Annotated in this window: 16 protein-coding genes and 1 riboswitch; of the genes, 8 read left to right on the top strand and 8 right to left on the bottom strand. The window is 51.9% G+C overall.

Annotation, left to right across the window (positions count from 1 at the left end):
* Nucleotides 1-40: 40 nt before the first annotated feature.
* The 6 genes from DWX59_RS18840 to DWX59_RS18815 all read left to right on the top strand — a co-directional run bounded on the left by DWX59_RS18840 (nucleotide 41) and on the right by DWX59_RS18815 (nucleotide 8,147).
* The gene (locus DWX59_RS18840; protein ID WP_117560742.1) at nucleotides 41-1,333 is read left to right on the top strand and encodes an NAD(P)H-dependent oxidoreductase; all 1,293 of its coding nucleotides are present in this window, start codon (nucleotides 41-43) and stop codon (nucleotides 1,331-1,333) included.
* A 27-nt stretch (nucleotides 1,334-1,360) separates the two neighbouring features.
* A complete protein-coding gene (locus tag DWX59_RS18835; protein ID WP_117560741.1) occupies nucleotides 1,361-2,893 on the top strand; it encodes an FGGY-family carbohydrate kinase in 1,533 nt (510 codons plus the stop codon).
* Entirely contained in the window at nucleotides 2,890-4,431 is a 1,542-nt protein-coding gene (locus DWX59_RS18830) for an FGGY-family carbohydrate kinase (RefSeq protein ID WP_117560740.1), read from the top strand. Before DWX59_RS18835 ends, DWX59_RS18830 begins: the two co-directional genes overlap by 4 nt.
* A gap of 448 nt (nucleotides 4,432-4,879) precedes the next feature.
* Nucleotides 4,880-5,545 carry a hypothetical protein gene (locus tag DWX59_RS18825; RefSeq protein ID WP_117560739.1) on the top strand — a complete coding sequence of 222 codons (666 nt, stop codon included), beginning with the start codon at nucleotides 4,880-4,882 and terminating at the stop codon, nucleotides 5,543-5,545.
* Nucleotides 5,546-5,593: 48 nt separating this feature from the next.
* Complete coding sequence (locus DWX59_RS18820) at nucleotides 5,594-6,637, top strand: alcohol dehydrogenase (protein WP_353626772.1); 1,044 nt, start codon at nucleotides 5,594-5,596, stop codon at nucleotides 6,635-6,637.
* Between the two features lie 142 nt (nucleotides 6,638-6,779).
* Nucleotides 6,780-8,147, top strand: coding sequence for an MATE family efflux transporter (locus DWX59_RS18815; protein ID WP_227117050.1), 1,368 nt, complete (start codon nucleotides 6,780-6,782; stop codon nucleotides 8,145-8,147).
* A gap of 80 nt (nucleotides 8,148-8,227) precedes the next feature.
* On the opposite strand, the gene DWX59_RS18810 is transcribed toward DWX59_RS18815, so the two are convergent.
* Entirely contained in the window at nucleotides 8,228-10,102 is a 1,875-nt protein-coding gene (locus tag DWX59_RS18810) for a PEP/pyruvate-binding domain-containing protein (RefSeq protein ID WP_117560737.1), read from the bottom strand.
* Between the two features lie 375 nt (nucleotides 10,103-10,477).
* Between DWX59_RS18810 and DWX59_RS18805 the strand changes: the two genes are divergently transcribed.
* Nucleotides 10,478-10,861, top strand: a complete 384-nt coding sequence (locus tag DWX59_RS18805) for a BlaI/MecI/CopY family transcriptional regulator (protein ID WP_117560736.1) — start codon at nucleotides 10,478-10,480, stop codon at nucleotides 10,859-10,861.
* Complete coding sequence (locus tag DWX59_RS18800) at nucleotides 10,854-13,607, top strand: M56 family metallopeptidase (protein ID WP_117560735.1); 2,754 nt, start codon at nucleotides 10,854-10,856, stop codon at nucleotides 13,605-13,607. The genes DWX59_RS18805 and DWX59_RS18800 overlap by 8 nt, the downstream gene beginning before the upstream one ends.
* 15 nt (nucleotides 13,608-13,622) lie before the next feature.
* Here DWX59_RS18800 and DWX59_RS18795 read toward each other — a convergent pair whose 3' ends face one another.
* From DWX59_RS18795 to ascB, 7 genes are all read right to left on the bottom strand, one after another.
* Entirely contained in the window at nucleotides 13,623-14,543 is a 921-nt protein-coding gene (locus DWX59_RS18795; RefSeq protein ID WP_117560734.1) for an AEC family transporter, read from the bottom strand.
* 132 nt (nucleotides 14,544-14,675) lie between these two features.
* A complete protein-coding gene (locus DWX59_RS18790; RefSeq protein WP_207660445.1) occupies nucleotides 14,676-15,275 on the bottom strand; it encodes a thiamine phosphate synthase in 600 nt (199 codons plus the stop codon).
* Nucleotides 15,268-16,497 carry a 2-iminoacetate synthase ThiH gene (gene thiH, locus DWX59_RS18785; RefSeq protein ID WP_117560733.1) on the bottom strand — a complete coding sequence of 410 codons (1,230 nt, stop codon included), beginning with the start codon at nucleotides 16,495-16,497 and terminating at the stop codon, nucleotides 15,268-15,270. Before thiH ends, DWX59_RS18790 begins: the two co-directional genes overlap by 8 nt.
* Before the next feature lie 20 nt (nucleotides 16,498-16,517).
* A complete protein-coding gene (locus DWX59_RS18780; RefSeq protein ID WP_117560732.1) occupies nucleotides 16,518-17,309 on the bottom strand; it encodes a thiazole synthase in 792 nt (263 codons plus the stop codon).
* Between the two features lie 59 nt (nucleotides 17,310-17,368).
* Entirely contained in the window at nucleotides 17,369-18,010 is a 642-nt protein-coding gene (gene thiF / locus DWX59_RS18775) for a sulfur carrier protein ThiS adenylyltransferase ThiF (RefSeq protein WP_166460265.1), read from the bottom strand.
* A 2-nt stretch (nucleotides 18,011-18,012) separates the two neighbouring features.
* Entirely contained in the window at nucleotides 18,013-18,210 is a 198-nt protein-coding gene (gene thiS / locus DWX59_RS18770; protein WP_117560730.1) for a sulfur carrier protein ThiS, read from the bottom strand.
* A 195-nt stretch (nucleotides 18,211-18,405) separates the two neighbouring features.
* Nucleotides 18,406-18,512: riboswitch (TPP riboswitch) on the bottom strand.
* A 103-nt stretch (nucleotides 18,513-18,615) separates the two neighbouring features.
* Nucleotides 18,616-20,088 carry a 6-phospho-beta-glucosidase gene (ascB, locus tag DWX59_RS18765; RefSeq protein ID WP_117560729.1) on the bottom strand — a complete coding sequence of 491 codons (1,473 nt, stop codon included), beginning with the start codon at nucleotides 20,086-20,088 and terminating at the stop codon, nucleotides 18,616-18,618.
* Nucleotides 20,089-20,097: the final 9 nt, after the last annotated feature.

The raw sequence follows: 20,097 nt of genomic DNA, 5'->3' as shown, positions 1-20,097 counted from the left end.
CAGTGCCGTGTTTCTAAAAATGATTATGTGAGGAGAAAAAATGTACGAGATAGATACGAAACTGAAGGAATTGGAAGAAAAGGGAACCCCCATATCCGTGGCCCTGGTTGGCGCGGGTCAGATGGGAAAGGATATTGTGGCCCAAATCAGCGGGATGCAGGGAATGGTAATATCGGTGGTGGTGGATATCCGGACCGATATCTGTCTGGATGCGTACCGGCTTGCAGGAGTTACGGAAGGGGTATGCGTGACAGAGGACCTGGAGGAAGCTGAAAATGCATTCCGGCAGGGATTGTATATCGCTACCACGGATTATAAGATTGCAACCCGCCTGTCCGGGGTACAGGCAGTAGTGGATGCCACAGGTTCGCCGGAAATGGGAGCCAGGATTTCCCTGGACTGCTTTGACCATTTAAAGCACATTGTCATGATGAATGTGGAATGTGATATTACCGTGGGCCCCATTCTCAGGAAAATGGCTGAAAAGGCCGGGGTTGTGTATTCCCTGACAGCAGGTGACGAGCCTGGTTCCATCGTAGAACTGTACCGGTTCGCAAAAGCCCTGGGCTTTAAGATTGTGGCGGCGGGAAAGGGGAAGAATAATCCCCTGGACATCTATGCCAATCCGGGGATGAAGGAATGGGCCGACAAGGCAGCCAAGCGGGAGATGAGCCCCAGGATGCTCATAGAATTTGTGGACGGCTCCAAAACCATGATAGAAATGTGCGCTGTATCCAATGCCACCGGACTGATTCCTGACGTACGCGGGATGCACTGTGTCAAATGTAATGTGGACCAGCTGTCCAAGGTTTACAGCCTTAAGAGCCAGGGCGGCGTCCTGGATAAGGAAGGGGTTGTGGACTTTGCAATCGGCAATATTGCTCCGGGGGTATTTGTGATTGTCACAACGGACAGCCAGAGGATTATCGATGGACTGGTCCAGAGGGATATGGGGGACGGGCCTAATTACCTTCTGTACCGTCCGTACCACCTCTGCTCCATTGAAACGCCCATCACCGCGGCCCAGGCAGTGATTTACGGGGAATCCACGGCCCATCCCATGGACCATCTGACTAGTGAATGCATAACCATAGCTAAGATGGATTTGAAGGCAGGGCAGGTACTGGATGCCATTGGCGAGTATTGCTACCGCGCAAGTATAGATCTGGCAGAGGTTGCAAGGGAAGGCAATATGCTTCCCGTGGGCCTGGCAAAGGGGGCGAAGCTTATCAGTGACGTGAAGAAGGATGAAATCATAACCTACGATATGGTGGAACTGGATAATAAGTCCATGCTTCTGCAGCTAAGGAGATTACAGGACCAGCTGATGTGAGATATGATTGATTATGTGAGGTAGATTATGAGGATTTGCAGCGTTGATGTGGGGACAACAGGCACAAAGGCAATCATTTTTGATGAGCAAGGCAGAATCCTGTCCATGGCGTTCCGGGAATATCCTGTCATCTGTCCTAAGGTTGGATGGGCGGAGCAGGATGCAGGCAAGGTATTTGACATCATACTGGAATTAATGGGCAGCTGTATCTACAACGCAGGTATAAGGGAGTTGGACGCGGTATCGCTGTCTGTTCAGGGGGATGCGGTCATTCCTGTGGATGAGGATGGGAAAGCCCTTTGCAGCGCCATATTGGGGATGGATAACCGGAGCGCTCCCCAGGCAGGGTGGTGCGACCAGGAAATGGGGTCATACCACATTTTCTCAAAAACAGGAATGAGGCCCCATCCAATCAACTCGGCAACGAAAATCATGTGGATTCAGCAGGAGTGGAAGGAAATTGCCCGGCAGACCTATAAGTATCTGACCTATGACGGTTATCTTGTCAGGCGCATGGGGGCGGACGGATATGTGACTGATATGACAATGGCGTCCCGCTCCATGCTGTGCGGGCACCTGAGCGGGGATTGGGACCGGCAGATGCTGAGTGTCTGCGGCATAGACAGGTCTGTGCTTCCGGACATCATCCCCTCTGGCAGTGTGGCTGGCAGGATGCTTAGGCAGACAGCGAGGCAGCTATGTCTGCGCAATCAGCCTTTCCTGGTTATAGGAGGGCATGACCAGACCTGTGCAGGTGTGGGGGCTGGCGCTGTTGTACCGGGAGTGGCCGTGGATTCCCATGGCACGGCTGAGGTGCTTTCCGCCGGCTTTCGCAGACCTATATTAACGGAAGAAATGTGCGATGGCTTCTATCCCTGCTACCACCATGGGGTTAAGGGGCAATATTTTACATTTGCGCTGAACCACTGCGGCGGGATTGTATTCAGATGGTACAGGGACTGTTTTTCAGAAGAAGAAAAGAGACGGGCCGGTGCAGAGGGCAGGAAAGCCTATGATGTGATGGTGGAGGAAATGGAGGATACGCCTTCCGGGCTTTTATTCCTGCCTCACCTGAACGGGAGTGGGACGCCTTATTGTGATATCTCTGCCAGAGGATCCATTCTGGGGTTGACCCTGTCCACAACCAGGGCGGAGGTGGGGAAGGCGCTGCTGGAGGGTCTGTCCTATGAAATACGTCTGAATGCAGAAAGATTCCGGGACATGGGAATCCGGGCAGATGATATCCGTTGTGTTGGAGGCGGTGCCTCACATGACCGGACGGTACAGCTGAAAGCAGATGTGTTAGGACAGCCGGTTTCCACCATGAAGAACCGGGAGGCGGCTTCCCTTGGTGCTGCCATCCTTGCATTGAACGGCCTTGGATACTTTAAGACTGTGGAAGAAGGTGTTTCATGTCTTGTTAAGACGGACCGGGTTTATTATCCCCAGAAAGAGAAAGCTGATATTTACAGCGCCCGTTTCGGGTTGTACAGACAGACGTATCATGCGCTGGAACCTATATACAGATACTGGAACAAAGGTATGGTGAGAAGCCTATGAAAAATGTACTGATTGGTATTGATGTGGGTACATCCGGCACAAAGGCGGCCGTGGTGGATACAGACGGAAAAATCCTGGGGGAGGCATTGGTTGGTTATCCTGTAATCTGCCTGGAAAACGGATGGGCGGAGCAGGACGCGCTATTGTGGGAACAGGCGGTTTACCAGGCATCCGGACAGGCGGTTAAGCAGGCGGCCGTCCTGGCCGGAGTCCGGCCAGGCGACGTGGCTGGAATCTGTGTCAGCGGCCTGTTTGCAGGAAGCGGTGTCCCACTTGATGAAACTATGAAGCCATTGAGGAACGCCATCATATGGATGGACAGGAGGGCTGTGCTTCAGTGCTGTAATACCAGGACACTGGTTTCTGATGAGGAACTGTTTTCGATTACCGGGAACCGGAATGACGCATATTTTGGTTTTAATAAAATACTATGGATACGGGATAATGAACCGGATATATGGGAAAAAATACGATGGCTTCTGTCTTCTAACGGGTATATTGTGTATTGCCTTACCGGTGAAATCTCGATGGACCATACGGCTGCCGCTAATATAGGAGGAATTTATGACCTGGATAAAGGCAGATGGTCCTATCCGACGATGGAGCGGCTTGGAATCAGGGAAAGTCTGTTTCCGGAACATCTGATGGAACCTCAGGATATAGCGGGATATCTGACAGAAGAGGCGGCTATGAAGATGGGGCTTGTTCCCGGGATACCAGTCTGCGCGGGATGTACGGACTGCCTTGCATCCATGATTTCTGCAGGGGTATTTGAAGAAAATGTACAGACAGCCGTCATTGGAACATCCATTAACTGGGGAATCCTTCACAGGGATTTTCCGACGGATTCCAGATTGGTGACCATGCCTCATGCAATTGCGCCAAAGATTTTAAAGTACACCTATGGAGGCATATCATCGGCGGGGGTGTTATGCAAGTGGTTTTTGGAACAGGTGGCTCCGTTTACCAGAAGGCTGGGGACAGTGGTGGAGACGGATCTTCAGATACTGGAGAAAGAGGCGGGAAGGATACCGCCTGGGAGCGGAGGACTTTTGGTGCTGCCTTACTTTATGGGGGAAAGAAGCCCTATATGGGATTCCGGGGCCAGGGGAGTATTCTGCGGATTATCCATGAAGCATACAAGGGCACATATGTACCGGGCCGTGTTGGAGGCGCTGTCCTATGCGTGCAGGCAGATACGTGAGACTTCACCGGTGTTTGCTTTATCCGGAGATACCTGTATTGTGTCAGGGGGAGCCTGCTGTTCAGGTCTTTGGATGCAGATACTGGCGGATGTGACTGGCCTGAGGATAATTACTACGGATGACAGTGTTCAGGCGCCGGCAGGAGATGCGCTCATAGCCGGGGTTTCCATAGGCGTGATTCCTTCATATGAAGAAGGCAGGAAATGGGCACGGCACAAAGAAGTATATGAACCGGATTGGGACAGGTTTTGGATATACGATAAATATTATAAGGAATACCTGCGTCTGTATGATGCTACTTCTGGTATTGTACATTCCCTGGCGGATATGTAAATGGAAAGGGCGGGATTTATATCCAGTACTGCATTCACCGATATTTACGCATTGCATTACTATTGCAGGATATGAATCCTGTTTTTTTGTGGGAGGCAGCAGGTGTTGTTATCCTGACCAGGTTTACAGGGTGGCGGATTGTTGAGGGGATTTTTTGTGGACAGTGTTAAAAAACTGGTTTGAACTGGTTTGTCAGGGACATTGACAATTCCCCAACAATCAAGTATTATAATTATATTCTTACATATTTACAAAGTTTAAATCATTTAATTAATATGTGCATTCGCACATTCTGGCAGTTTCTGCCGAACAATCACATTTCTATCAAACGGCAGGAATCCAGGATGACAGTTATTTTTTAATCCGTCTGAAATCCTGCCTGTATAAGGAGGTACGGATGAAGAGAAAGACATTTATGTCAGAGTAGCTTGAGGCAGCCGGAATCAATGTGCAGAATGATGCCCATGCTAAAAGGGTTCTGGGCAGCAGGCAGGTCCTGGCCAGGATATTACAGGGAGCGGCAGAGGAGTACAGAGGGTATTCCGCGGAGGAGATTGGAGCATGGATAGGCCTGATATCCATATTGAGTGACCTGGTGCGGCCGGGAAGCGGCTCTGCGGACCGGATGATTTGTATGAACGCCCCTGCTTATGTGGGCAATGCCATGTCAGAATACCGGATAACGAAAACGGATGTCATGGGCAGGATACCGGAGCTGAAATCCAGCTATGATAAGCTGTCGGTAGTCATCATATGTCTGGATGGGAGGAACGCGGGTGATTCTAAGGGAAGCCTCCATGGCTTTTTAGGCACACTGCTGTCACCGGACATGTCGGTGGATGAAAAGAGAGGGATTCTGGAGCAGGACTATGGCATGAAGATGGAACAGGAACTGGAAGAGGAGTTGAGGCAGATGTGTAATTTGAGTGAAGCAATTGAGGAGAGAGGGTTTAGTAAGGGGTTTAGCCAGGGAATAAGCGAGGGAATTGAAGACTTTGCGGCATTGACGGAAAATCTGTTAAAGGAGTCCAGACTTGGGGATCTGCAGAGGGCTGTAAAGGATGAGGCGTTCTGCAGTCAGCTTTTTGAGGAATATAATATAAAATCAAGGTAGAAGCAGGACGGTTTGGTCTGCCAAAGGAGATATATGTCAAAGAAAACAATGAAAGCAGTAGTATACAAACACACAGGAACCATTGCGCTTGAGGAGCGGCCGTTACCAGGACTGCTGGATTCCAGGGATGCGGTCATAAAGGTGACATTGACCACAATCTGTTCCAGCGATATCCACATCCAGCACGGGGCAGTCCCAAGGGCGGTTCCGGGAACTATCCTTGGACACGAATTTGTGGGGATTGTGGACCAGGTGGGGAAGGATGTAAAACGGTTTAAGCCCGGAGACCGGGTTGCGGTTAATGTGGAAACATTTTGCGGGGAATGTTTTTTCTGCAAAAGGGGTTATGTGAATAACTGTACGGATGAGCACGGAGGCTGGGCCCTGGGATGCCGTATTGACGGAGGACAGGCTGAATACGTAAGGGTACCGTTTGCGGATAACGGCCTTACCCCTATTCCTGATAATGTGACGGATGAAGATGCCCTGTTTACCGGCGATATCCTGTCCACCGGGTACTGGGGAGCCTCCCTGGCTGAAATCAGACCGGCTGATACGGTTGCCGTGATTGGGGCGGGCCCCACAGGGCTGTGTACCCTTATGTGCGCAGGATTGTATGGCCCGGCCCGGGTGATTGCAATCGATGTTTCAGATGAGCGTCTTGAGCTTGCTAAAAAACAGGGACTGGCGGATGTCATACTTAACCCACTTAAGCAGGATGTGGTTCAGGAAGTGCTCCGGCTTACAGAGGGGCGGGGAGCGGATGCGGTCCTGGAGGCAGCCGGCGGCAAAGACACCTTTAAGACTGCCTGGAAGATTGCAAGGCCCAATGCGGTGGTTTGCGTGGTGGCTATGTATGAGGAGGCCCAGGTCATCCCTCTTCCGGATATGTATGGGAAAAACCTTGTTTTTAAGACAGGGGGAGTGGACGCTTCCTGCTGCGGGGAAATCATGGAACTGATCCGCACCGGCAGGCTTAATACCAGCTGTCTGATTACACACCGCACCACGCTGGAACATATCATGGAAGCCTATGATATATTCAGTAATAAAAAGGACCATGTCATCAAATATGCGGTGAAGGTTGGGTGATGCGGCATATTTACAATATTTTTACACAGCCAATATAGTGATAGAAAATAACGGGTAAATGTTGTATGATAGAGAGAGCGGATTCATGATGGTCTGCTTTCTCTTTTTAAGAGTATTTTTAAACGGGAAATGAGGTGTTATCTTGCAGCAGGCAAATACAGACATGATAAAGGGCAGCATATTCAAATCCATACTATGGTTTTCCATTCCGCTGTTGATTGGCAATTTCTTTCAGCAGCTTTATAATACCGTGGATTCCTATGTGGTGGGGAATTTTGTGGATACCAATGCCCTGGCGGCCGTGGGGGCGTCCACGCCGGTGATTAACATGCTGGTTGGCTTTTTCATGGGCTTATCTGCGGGAGCGGGCGTGGTCATATCCCAGTATTTCGGCGGACGCCGGAAGGAAGATATGAGTAAGGCGGTCCATAGCTCCATTGCGCTTACGGCACTTCTCAGCGTAGTGTTTACCGTGGCCGGGATGCTTTTTACAAAGCCCCTTCTCAGGGCCATCGGGGTGCCGGAGGAGGTGCTGCCGCATTCCTCCCTGTATCTGACCATTTATTTTGCAGGGATGACATTCTCCCTGTTTTATAATATGGGGTCGGGTATCCTGCGCGCAGTGGGGGATTCCCGGCATCCCCTTATCTATCTGGCAGTTGCCAGCCTTGTGAATATTGCGCTGGACTTCCTGTTTGTGTGCGGGTTCCATATGGGGATAGCAGGTGTGGCCATTGCCACCATCATAGCCCAGGCCGTGAGCTCGGCCATGGTCATGTACAAGCTTATGCATACCCAGGAGGATTATAAACTGGAACTGCGCAAGATACATTTTCATAAAAAGATGGTTAAGAAAATCATCGCCTTCGGATTCCCCGCAGCCCTTCAGCAGAGTATTACATCTTTTTCCAATGTAATCGTGCAGTCCTACATCAACCGGTTTGGCGCAACTGCCATGGCTGGTTATTCTGCGGCCATCAGGATTGACGGGTTCCTCCAGCTGCCTCTGCAGAGTTTTAATATGGCCATTACCACGTTTGTGGGACAGAATATCGGGGCAAAGCAGTACCGGCGTGTGAAGAAGGGAATCTGGGCCGCATGGGTGATGAGTTCCCTGGTCATCCTGGTTGGTTCCGTGGGCATGTATTTCTTTGCGCCTTACCTGATTGGCGTATTCACGGACGATGTACAGGTGATTGCCAATGGAAGCGGTATGCTGCGCATCTTCTCCTATGCATATATTGTGCTGCCGGTGGTACAGATCCTGAACGGGGCCCTGCGCGGCGCCGGACTTTCCAAGATTCCCATGTATTACATGCTGGGATGCTTTGTTGTGCTGAGACAGATTTATCTTATGATAGCAGTTCCTTTGACCAACAACCTGTTTGTGGTAATGACCGGTTGGCCGGTTACATGGGTGATATGCGCCATTGGGATGCTGGCGTATTATCTGAAGGCGGACTGGCTGCCTGAGGAGGCAGCGGCAGCACAGAAAAAGGAAGTGAAATAGCGGGAGGCTTTGTTCAGCCCTCCCACATTTCTTTAATCGTGAGTTTCTTTAATCGTGAGTTTCTTTAATTCTGAGTTCCTTTAATCCTGCATACCTCTGATCCTGCACACCGCCCGCCCCTCGTGGGCGTCCAGGGTCAGGCTGGCCCCGCATTTCCTGACGTCATATACCTTTACAATCCGAAGCATTTCCGGCTCATCCGGGCACAGCCCTGCCAGTATCTCCGGGCAGCCTGCCAGCATTTCCGGCTGATAAAGACGGGTCTTGCTGTTGTCATTGATGGCGCCGTAGTAGACATCTGCCTCCACCATGTCCTGGAACATGTGACTGCCATAGGACAGTTCCGGGTGGTATCCTGCCTTATCATAGGCAACTTCGCAGATGGCGTTGAACTGGCTGATTTCCGAGTAAGCTACCGGGACACCCAATTCAGGTGACGAGGTGCCGATCCTGCCGGGGACCAGAAGCATTAACTTGTAATCCGTATCTTCAAAGCGTTGGTTTATCCTGCCGATTAACCGCGCCACATCCGGTTTTTTCGCATAGGTATATTCGTAATATTGCTGTGGATCCACCCAGACAATGTAATCAATCCGCTCTTCCTTGGAACGCCGCATGGACGTCCTTCGCACGTCAAACAGAAGTTCATGGTCCACGCCTTCCGGAATCCGCACCTGTTCGGAACGGACGGCCTGGAGGGGCCTGCATTGCAGCAGGTTCAGCTTCCATCCGCCCTGATCCGGGCAGGAAACGGCAAATTCCACATCCACAGGGCGTTCATACGCTGCTTCCAGCATTTTCATAAGGTCCCGCATCAGATGTATGAAATCCATGTCATCCACCAGTCCCTGGCAGTCTGCAAAGTATACCTTTCTGTAGATATGGCGTTCCGCCAGCATGTCTTCCGCCTCCGTATCCCTGCTTAAGACCATTTTTTTCTGCCTGTCTGGCAGAAACCCTATTATCTGTTCCAACGGCTTTGTGCAGAGCTGTTTGGCGGCAAAGTCCAGCACGTCCACCTTCCGCTGGGAGAATTTGTGCCGATCTGCCATGGTGGTGCGCAGATTGGCCTGTGCCCGGTCCAGGCATATGAGACGTGGGTAATCCCCTGGGGTCCGTTCCACTGCACGGGTACCGAGTCCGGCTACCATGCGCAGCATGCCTGCCTCAGGATTCAGATATTCCATCCACTTATATGGATTGTAAGAACAGCCCATTCCGGCTGCAGCCGGAAAATAGAAACTGCCGTACGCCTGCCCTGCCACCTGCTGGATCAGCAGCGCCATCTGTTCATCCACATCCAGCAGATGACGTTTCCTGCGGTATTCAATGGCCTGTTCATTCATTACGCTGGCATAGACACGGCGGATGGCGTCCTCCAGTTCCTCCAGCCGTTCCTTCTTTGTTCCCTGGTTCATACAGAAGATGGATTCGTATTTGCCGGAAAAGGCATTGCCATATCCGTCTTCCATGATACTGCTGGAACGTACAATAATAGGGGTGGTTCCATAATGGTCCAGCATGTCTGCCAGTTCTTTATGTATATCATCCGGAATCATGCCCTTCCTTAACCGGTTTGTCAGTTCTTCTGTTTCCTTAAAATGCTCCTTTTCCAGGGTATGCTGCGCCTTAAGCTCGGCACAGCGGTTCAGCACCAGGTACCGGTAGAATATATCCGTGCCGATAAAGAAGGAATTATGCGGTTCGATATGTCCGGAGTATTGGGGCATGTTCCCTTCAATCAGTTTTCTCGCCACAAGCAGGCCGCAGGCCTTGCCTCCTATGACCCCTCCGCCTATCTTGCGCTCCCAGACCTTACGGAAATCTTCATCTGTAAAATGTTTCAGTATCAGCCGTTCCATATGGCTTTCCGTGGTCATCAGCTGGTTGCAGATGCATTTGCGTTCCTCATTGGTCAAATGCTCTCTTTTTAATATATCAGGATAATCTGCCATTCTTTACCGCCTTTCCCCATATAGGATGTTCATCCGTATTTGATTTAATCATAGGGTATTTTTGGGTGAAAGGCAAGGGGAAAGGTAAATGTGCAGGAGGAGAAGGATGTTGGGCGGTGCAGGGGCAGATAGGGAGTTGTAAAGGCGTCTTTTTGGAAAAAAGGGAAGAGGGGGATGGCAGACAAGATTCCATATTGACAGGCATCCGGTTTGGACTTACAATATTAGTATACATATGTATACTAATATGCGCTGATACAAACAGGAACAGATTGCGGTACGGTTTTTATGATAGTATTAAAACATGGCGGCATCGAAGCTATAGGGATATTGAAGCTACGCAGCATAAAATGACAGGAATCCGGAGGACTTAACATGGAAAAGATTAACCTATCAGACGGTGAATGGAAATTAATGAACCTTTTATGGCAGAATCCGCCCAAAACAATCACCCATCTCACAAAGGAATTGGAACAGACAACCGGATGGGGGAGGAATGTTATCATCACCATGCTGAAGCGGCTGGAAGCCAAAGGGGCTGTCTGCCATGAGGAGGGGGAACGGGCCAAGCTCTTTTACCCCTGCGTTGATAGGGACGGGGCGGTTATTGAGGAGACCAGGGGATTCTTGAACCGCATGTACCAGGGAAGCTTAAGCCTGCTGGTCAATGCCATGGTGAACTCCAGCGGATTATCAGATGAGGAGATTGAGGAATTGAAGGCAATTCTTGATAAGGCAGAGGAGGAGCGCCATGGCTGAGACATTAATTACTTCATCAGTCCTGATTCTGGGGATCATCCTTCTCCGCTTTCTTTTAAGGGGAAGGATCAGTCCCCAGCTTCAGTACGGCATATGGGGACTTGCGGCAATCCGGCTGGTGATGCCGTGGTTTTATCCTGTGCTGGGCTTTATGGGGAATATGACAAGCCCTTTCAGTGTGATGAATGCAGCGGAGACTGTCCGGGAACAGGCTGCTTTAAGGCCGGACCTTAAACCGCTGATCCATAATCTGGCTTCAGGGCAGGTGACACATTATACGGCTCCTGCCACCATGGCCCAACGGGCAGCGGGGATTGACTGGCAGATGATCATCCTGGTTTTGTGGGGTGCGGGCGGCATCCTTTTGTTTATATGGATGCTCTGGATTAATTTCCGTTTTTCATGGCGCCTTTACAGAAGCAGGGAACGTTATCACGGAGATACCTATGGGGTCACGGAGCTTCCGGTCTATTTGGTTGAGGATCTGGCTGTTCCCTGTTTCATGTCCTATCTGGGTGACCGGGCCATTTACCTTCCAAAGGACATGGAGGGAGACGGAACCCGCATGTCTCATGTGCTGGTCCATGAGGACTGTCATGCCCGCCGCCGCGACCATATCTGGGGAGGGCTGCGCTGTATCCTGCTTTGCTACTACTGGATTAACCCGCTGGTATGGGCGGCCGCGTTCTTATCCAAGCGTGACTGCGAGCTGTCCTGTGATGCGGATGCGGTCCGGCGTCTGGGGGAGGAGGAGCGGTTTTCCTATGGAAGGACATTGATTGACTTGACTGTCAAACCCAGGGCTGCGTCCGGATTCCTGAATATTTCTTCTGACATGTGGAATGGGAAAAAGGCTGTGAAGGAGCGTATTTCCATTTTGGCAAAACATCCGAAAACCACGGGAGTCATGGCGGCGCTGATCGTGCTTGCGCTTTCCTGGCTGGCGGTGTGCACTTATACAGGGAAAAAGCAGGATGACATAGGAGCCAGGGCAGGGCAGTGGGCCCAGGCTTTTTGTGACAGGGATGGAACGGCATTATATGGTATGTATGATCCGGGACATCCGGAAGGCTTTTATAAGATGGAACCGGTCATGTCACTGCAGGATGACCCGTATATCAGTTTCGGATGGTCCAGTCCTTGGCCCATGGACCATCTCTATCAGATTCATAATCAGGAAAATCAGACTGAGATTACCTACTATGCCATGACCTCTGACCCGCACCGGTGGGTATGGAAGGAGCGGATTACCTGGAAGAAGACAGGCGGTGTCTGGTATGTGGACCAGAGCCAGCTGACCCAATATGAAGAAATCCATTCTGCTACTGGGTTTTATGAGGCATACAGCGGCGGGATTGCCGGGACACCCATGGATTACAGGCAGGAAGGGATGGCAGAGGCACTGAACCGGAATGCCCGGACAGATATGGTGTACCAGGACCTGCTGGACCCTGGACTGGCCATGGAAATGCTCCTGAATCTCCAGGGAGGGGAGGCCGCGGTTGTGAAAGACGGTGATGTGATGGTGGCTGTCTACACGTTCCCGGATAAAAGCCAGGCAGCTGTTTCCATGATTCAGCCCTTTGGGGCTGAGGGAATCTGGATACCGGAGGAGATATGGGAGGCGCCGGAGGGAATGGAGGACGGGGTGATACCGGAAGATGGAGGGACAGACGGGATAGGAGCGGGAGATGGAACCGGGGCAGCAGATGGAGCCGGGACAGCAGATGGAACCGGGACAGCAGATGGAACCAGGGCAGCGGATAGGGGGTCAGCAGACGGAACAGCAGCGGACGCGGACCGGCTTCCTGTAAAGACGGCGGGTCATCCGCAATCAGCCAAAGCCATCACGGCAGAAGATGTGATACGTCTGGCCGGAATCCGTGATACGGAAGATCTGGAAGCGCGGACCGCGGATTTTCCTGAACCGAATGAGGCGGACAGCAAGGAAGCGGGCGGTTTCCTTAACTGGTCTGAATACTACATGTTTTATTATAAGGGGGAACTGTACTCGCTGACTATCTCATATGACAGGGAGGACGGCAGCCTGGCGGATATTATCCTGGTACGCCAGCCAACCTCAGAAATGCTGAATATTTACCGTACACCGGAAGATGTGAAGCATTATGGGATGACGCTGCCGGACGAAGAGGGCATCCGCCGCTTTTTAGATACCCATACAGCCATGACGGATTACATGACGTACCGGCTGCCCCGGGAACTGTCCAACCAGGAGTATACAGAGGCGCTGGGCAGCAGTACGGGGGGAAATGTATTTGCGACCTCAGACCCGGAAGACATAAAACGTCTGGACCATCTGGCTTCCCATATTGATTATGATACGGTTCCTAATTCATGGTGGGCTGCGGGCGCAGTGGAACGCTATACGGGCGGATGGCCGGACTGCAGGTTCAGTCAGGGCGGACTGTCAGGCATTGACCTTCCATGGAACCATTCCGTGTTTATCACGGAACCAGTCATGGTCATTGACTGTGAGGCCCCTGCCCTGCTGGTTCTGGTACAGCATGATTTATACACCCCTGCCTCACTGGAAGACGTGGAAGCTGAGTACGGACCTGTGCCGGAGAAGGACCGGACCTCCCGTATGTGGTATGTATTCTTTGCAAAGCCGGACAGCAGCGAGGTATATTCCATTTCACTGAATGCGGATTTATACGAGGATACGGATGTGCTGAAGCTGGCCAGAAGCGTTTATTTCACGGATAAAGCATGGACTGTCAAATAGCTGCTGCAGCCGCCGCTACAGCCGGAACCACATAGCCAGCCCTGACATGACGAATAATCCGATGACAATGGACACAGAGGCGGTAAAGCTAGATACAGCCGTGTCTCCCTTGCATTTTTCCGTATAGATAGGAGCCAGGGTGCTGACCGGGGCAAATACGGTCACGGCCAGCACCTGCCGCATTTCCAGGGAAAGGGGCGCAAAGTGGTAGATGGACAGGGAGAAAATGCAGGCAAATGCCAGCCGTCCCAGGATGACCCGCATGGTGTTCCGGAGGGCGGCGCTGCCATGGACAGGACGCAGCATCATCCCAATCATCAGCATGGCCAGAAAGCTGTTTGCCTGGTAAACCGGTTCCAGCAGGGCGTCCAGCCAGCCGGGAATCTGGATTCCAATGGAGGAGAAAACCAGCATCAGCATATAGGTGTCAAAGGGAATGGATCCCAGGAACCTTTTCCACACAGGCGTCTGCACGGAGCCATTGTCCCCGGTATCCAGATGCAGCAGGGTGGTTACCAGGGCATAGGAACCTCCGGTCATCATCACGGCATTGCCGGTATCGAACATGCAGGCAGCCACGGAGCCGGTCTGGCCGAAAAAATTCTGGATTAAGGGCAGGGTAAAACAGCCGATGTTGTATCCTGCTATATTAACCATGGTGAACATCCGGTCCTGGCGGTTCAGCTTACCTGTCAGGCAGTAGGCTGCCAGAAAGGGAAGGAGGCTGCACAGGAAGCCCATGGCAATCATGAGGTAAAGGGATGGTTCCTTTTCAAACCCGTAAAAAGAATGGATGACAGCGGCAGGGAGCGTGATATTGAGCACAAGCCTGCTGAATGTCTTCTGGTCATTGCTGCTTAAGATGTTCTTGTGCCTAAGCAGGCAGCCTGCCAGTATCAGTGCGCCGAAGGCGGCTGGTTTTATAAGGAAGCCCATGGATGTAAACCTCTTTTTCTATCAGATTTTATTTCCCTGCAAAAAGTCTGCTGTGGGTTAATTCTACTGCTGCCGGAGGGGCGGCGTCAACTGCTTTTTGTCTTGGGAGGTGTTTGGGAATTCATTCCCACCCTAAATCCTCATCATTCCCGACATGATACATCCTCCGGCCGCCCCGCATCCCAGCACTTCTTTTATCTGTGCCTCATCCAGATGGATGCCTCCGATTCCATAGACAGGGATGTCCGCCGCTTCACAGACCGCGCGCAGGAAGCCGGTCCCGCGCGCAGGCAGCCCTTTTTTGCAGTCCGTGGCATAGATATGCCCGGCAATGAGATAGGAGGCCCCAAGGGCCTCTGCCTCCAGGGCTTCCTCCACACTGTGGACAGAGACGCCTATTGTCTTAAAGCCATCCAGCAGGCCTGTGCCGGATGCCTCACGCAGCCGCCAAAGGGGGAGATGGATTTTATCCGCGCCCAGTTGGCGGGCTGTTTCCATGAAGCTGTGGGGAATGAAGGGAACCTGATATTCCCTGCATATCTTCATCACCTCTTTGGCCAGTTCACCATACTCAGCATCCGGTAAGTCCTTTTCCCTTAGTATCAGGGCAGCCGGATGAAAACAGCAGACCCGGCGGACCTGTTCCTCAAAGGGTCTGGAACAGAGGTTCCTGTTGGTGATTGCCAGGATGTGCCCTCTCAGTTCAGGGTCCATCATTAAATCCTCACACATAGATATAATCACTCATGACCGGCTGCAGATCCCGGGCAAGCAGGTCATGGAACACCTCATCCACGCTCCGCCCGTCCGATATCTCAAACTGGCCGTCCCCTTTCTCCTTGATTTCGTCCGAATGGCTGCCGATACCCGTGCTCACGCCTGCCGATATCTTGGTTGCGGCAATGGAAACCAGGTTGTCCCTTACCCGTGCGCACTCCCTGGTGGAGACAGTGATGCCTGCCCACGGCATCAGGAGGCGGTAAGCGCACACCACCTGAAGCAGCTGCGTTTCGTGTACATCCATGGGATTGATTCTGTCATTGTTGATGATTGGCCGGAGCCTTGGGCAGGAAAATGCAATCTCAGCATGGGGGTATTTCCTCTGCAGGAGCCAGGCATGGCAGCCGGCTGCGTATGCATCCCTGCGAAAATCCGCCAGCCCCAGCAGGGCCCCGAAGCCAACGCCCCGCATGCCGCCCATGAGGGCCCGTTCCTGGGTGTTGAGACGGTAAGGAAAACACCGTTTATGTCCGGACAGATGCAGGGTTTCGTACTTACCGGAATCATAGGTTTCCTGGAAAACCGTTATATAGTCAGCCCCGCATCCGTGCAGAAAGGCATATTCATCCGAATTCAGGGGATAGATTTCCAGCCCGATGACCTTAAAGTAGTTCCTTGCAATCTGGCAGGCCTCCCCAATGTAGGGGACTGTGGAATGGCTGCGGCTTTCGCCTGTAAGTATCAGGATTTCCTGCAGGCCGGTTGCTGCAATGGACTTCATTTCCTTCTCAATCTGTTCCGGGTCAAGCATGGCACGCCGGATCTTGTTCTTACAGTTAAACCCACAGTAAATACAGTAGTTTTCGCAGTAATTGGCAATATAGATGGGTGTGAACATTTGGACGGAGTTGCCAAAATGTTTTCTTGTCTCTGACTGGGCCTTCCTGGCAATCTCCTCAAGAAGCGGCTGCGCGGCAGGGGAGAGGAGGGCTGCAAAATCCTCAGGGCCGCGCATGTCATGGTTTAAGGCGGCCTTTACATCATCGGCCGTATAAGACGCCGGGTCATAGGACTCCATCATGGAAAGGACCTGGCGGTCAATGCCGGAATCAAGGACCTCCATGTCCGGAAGATAGGCCATGTGGTCGGTCCGCTCCATTTCCAGGTCCTGGCGTACCTGGGTGTTCAGTATGCTTTTATTAAACACATTGGTTTCATTCTTGTTATTGGACATAGTATCTGCCTTTCTGTGGTTTAGTCATGAAGGAATCCGGTCAGGGGGGAGGAGGCGCTGGCCTGCTTATCCAGGGTTCGTCCAAGCCCGGCCAGATAAGCCTGCCGCCCGGATTCAATTGCCAGCCTGAATGCATGGGCCATGGCAGGCACGTCCCCTGCGGTTGCAATGGCTGTGTTGGCCATGATGGCAGCCGCCCCCATTTCCATTGCCTCGCATGCCTGGGACGGGCGCCCGATTCCTGCGTCCACAATGATTGGAAGGTCAATCTCGTCAATAAGGATTTGGATGAAGTCCTTTGTGCACAGCCCCTTGTTGGTTCCGATGGGGGCGGCCAGGGGCATGATGCAGGCAGCGCCTGCATTGGCCAGGTCCCTGGCTGCGTTCAGGTCCGGGTACATATAGGGCATGACCACAAAGCCTTCCTTGGCAAGGATTTCTGTTGCCTTCACGGTCTCGGTATTGTCAGGCAGCAGGTATTTTGCGTCGCGGATGACCTCTATTTTCACAAAGTCCCCGCATCCCGCTGCCCTGGCCAGGCGTGCAATGCGCACAGCCTCATCTGCATTCCTGGCACCGGAGGTATTGGGAAGAAGGGTCACATGCCCCGGTATATAGTCCAGTATGTTTGCAGGCCCTCCTTCATTTGCCCTGCGCAGGGCCAGGGTGATGATTTGGGCATCTGCCTGCTCCACGGCAGCTCGGATCAAATCCAGGGAATACTTGCCTGAGCCCAGGATGAAACGGGAGGTGAAGGTATGCCCTCCCAGGATGAACGGGTCGTGGTCTGTCTGAGTGATTTTGTCTGTCATTGTCTGAAATCTCCTTTTTTATGTGTTTGATGGGGCTGCCGTGAGTTATCAGATACGCCCTACGGATCCTCCTCACCCAGGATCAGCCGTACAATCATGTTGGCCTGATGGGCTGCGCAGAGCATTACCCTGGGCGCCATGAGGCCGGCTCCGGATGCAGGATCCGAGATGCCGTCCCCGCAGAGGTAGAAGTTTTTTCCGGCCTTCCTGGTAATCACGGTATTGCTGCTGCCAAACCCGGCCATGCCGGATGCGGCCACCAGATATTTGCCGGGGAAATGGGTCAGTATGCCATTGGCCAGCATGGCCTTGGCCTGCGGGCAATCAAATGCCTCGCAGATAATGGTTTCCCCGCTGAACAGGGAAACCAGGTTATCCTCTGTCACTTTCACGCGGTCCGTGTAAATATCCAGGTAAGGATTTATTTCCCTTAATGCATCTGCCAGCGCATCTGTCTTGCAGGTTCCCAGATGCCTGGCCGTATACTGCTGTCGGTTCAGGTTGGTGATGTCCACCACGTCAAAATCCACGAGATGCAGGTGACCCACACCAATCCTTGCCAGCGCTGCCGCCACATGGGAGCCAAGCCCTCCAAGCCCTGCCACGGCGACCCGTGCCTTATCCAGCTTTTCCTGGACCTCTTGGGTATGCCGTTCCCGCAGGGCTTTTTGCAGCTGTTCCCTGGTCACTGTATCATCCATTGTCATCCTCCTCCTACAAAATTTACGATTTCCATCACATCGCTGTCCGTCAGACAGGTTGTGTCATAGCTGTCTTTTGGCAGAATGCCGCCGTTCAGCTCCACGGCAATGCAATCCAGCCGGTAATTGTGTTCCATAAGATATGTACTGACTGGCACTGCCTGCGTCAGTCCAACGGTGATGCCATTGATGACTGCCATTGTTCCACCTCCTTTGCTGTGGGATTGTTGCATGATATGGGCATAAAAAAAGTTCACGAAGCAATACACCCGCGGTGGTGCACCCCTTCGTGAACATCTGCTCACTCTGTTTACCAATATGGATTTTAAGGCAGCCGGATATAAGGTATCTGGCTTTCAAGCAATAAAAAACGGGAATACCAAGGTATTCCCGCATAAAAGCTGCTTCATGGGTCCCTACGTTGGCATTATCCAAATCAGGTTCATGGGTCGAAGTTCACAACTTCCTCTCAGCCTATCAATAAGCTCCCCTGTTTATGGAAATCAGTATAAGATATGGAAGGGGATTTGTCAACAGGAAATTTGCGGTTTGCCTGTCCGTCGAATCTGCCTGTCCGTTACCTGTCCGCGATTTACCGTTGGGCGTTACCTGTTAAGGACACTGGCCCCGTTGGTGGCAATTACCTCTTTATACCAGTCAAAGGATTTTTTCCTTTTCCTGTTAAATGTACCGTTGCCATAGTCATCACAGTCCACGTAAACCATGCCGTACCGCTTGCTCATCTGGTTGGAGGAGTTGGACACAAGGTCGATACAGCCCCAGCATGTATATCCCATCAGTTCCACGCCGTCCCGGGTCACAGCGTCATACATGGTTTTGATATGCTCCTGCATGTAGTGGATACGGTAATCATCCTGTATGCTCCCGTCTGCTTCCGGCACATCCTGGGCGCCCAGACCATTTTCCACAATGAACAGAGGAAGACGGTATCGGTCATACAGATCCACCATGGAAATGCGCAGTCCCACAGGGTCAATCTGCCATCCCCATGCGCTTGCCTTCAGATACGGATTTTTGATGGCGGCACATGTATTGCCCTCGGCCACGATAAGGCCCGTGGTGTCAGCGGCTGAGCAGGAAGAGGAGTAGTAGGAGAAGGAAATGAAGTCTACAGGGTAACTTCCAAGTATCTCATCATCCCCTGTTTCCTTTTTCAGGACAATGTTTTTCTTCTTATAAAGGGCTTTCAGATAGGCGGGATATCTGCCGAATACCTGTACGTCTGCAAAGGCCAGGGTGGCGCGCATATCCTGCTGGGCCTTCAGCACATCCTCCGGTCTGCAGGTATAAGGATAGAAGGTCAGCTTGGTCAGCATGCAGCCAACCTTGGAACCTGGAATGGTTTGATGGCAGATTTTTGTGGCCAGGGCACTGGCTACAAATTGATGGTGCATGGCCTGGTATAGGGCCTGTTCAAAGGCTTCATGGGAAGGAAAATGATCTTCTATAAGACCGCCTGTCATGAATGGGTGACGTATGACACTGTCCACCTCGTTAAAGGTGAGCCAGTATTTTACTTTATCCTTGTAGCGGTTGCAGATAGCTGTCACATAACGTGTAAAAAATGTAACAGATTCCCTGGAGTACCAGCCGTCATACTCGGTTACAAAAGCCAGGGGCGGCTCATAATGGGACATTGTGACCAGGGGCTCGATGCCGTATTTATGCAGCTCATCAAAGACACGGTCATAGAATGCCAGCCCCTCCTCGTTGGGGGTTTCCTCATCACCTCTTGGGAAAATCCTGGACCAGGCAATGGACATGCGGAACACCTTAAAGCCCATCTCGGCCATCAGCGCAATATCTTCTTTATAGTGATGGTAGAAATCAGAACCATGGCGCTTGGGATAGTAGGCGGTATCCTGTGTGCGGATGGCCTGCTCAATGTCCGCAGATGTGATTTCCCATTGCTTCTGCATATCCTCCACATCCACATCCGGCTTAAAACGGGTTACATCAGCAGTGGACAGGCCCTTGCCGCCTTCGTTCCAGCCGCCTTCAAACTGGTTGGCGGCAGTTGCGCCGCCCCATAAAAAATCATCCTTAAACTGTCTCATGTGTTTCCT

Origin of the sequence: Enterocloster aldenensis (assembly GCF_003434055.1) — a bacterium.
Taxonomy (GTDB): Bacteria; Bacillota; Clostridia; order Lachnospirales; family Lachnospiraceae; genus Enterocloster; species Enterocloster aldenensis.
Note: the sequence above shows the minus strand (reverse complement) of the source record. Positions and strands in the feature narration are given on the sequence as shown.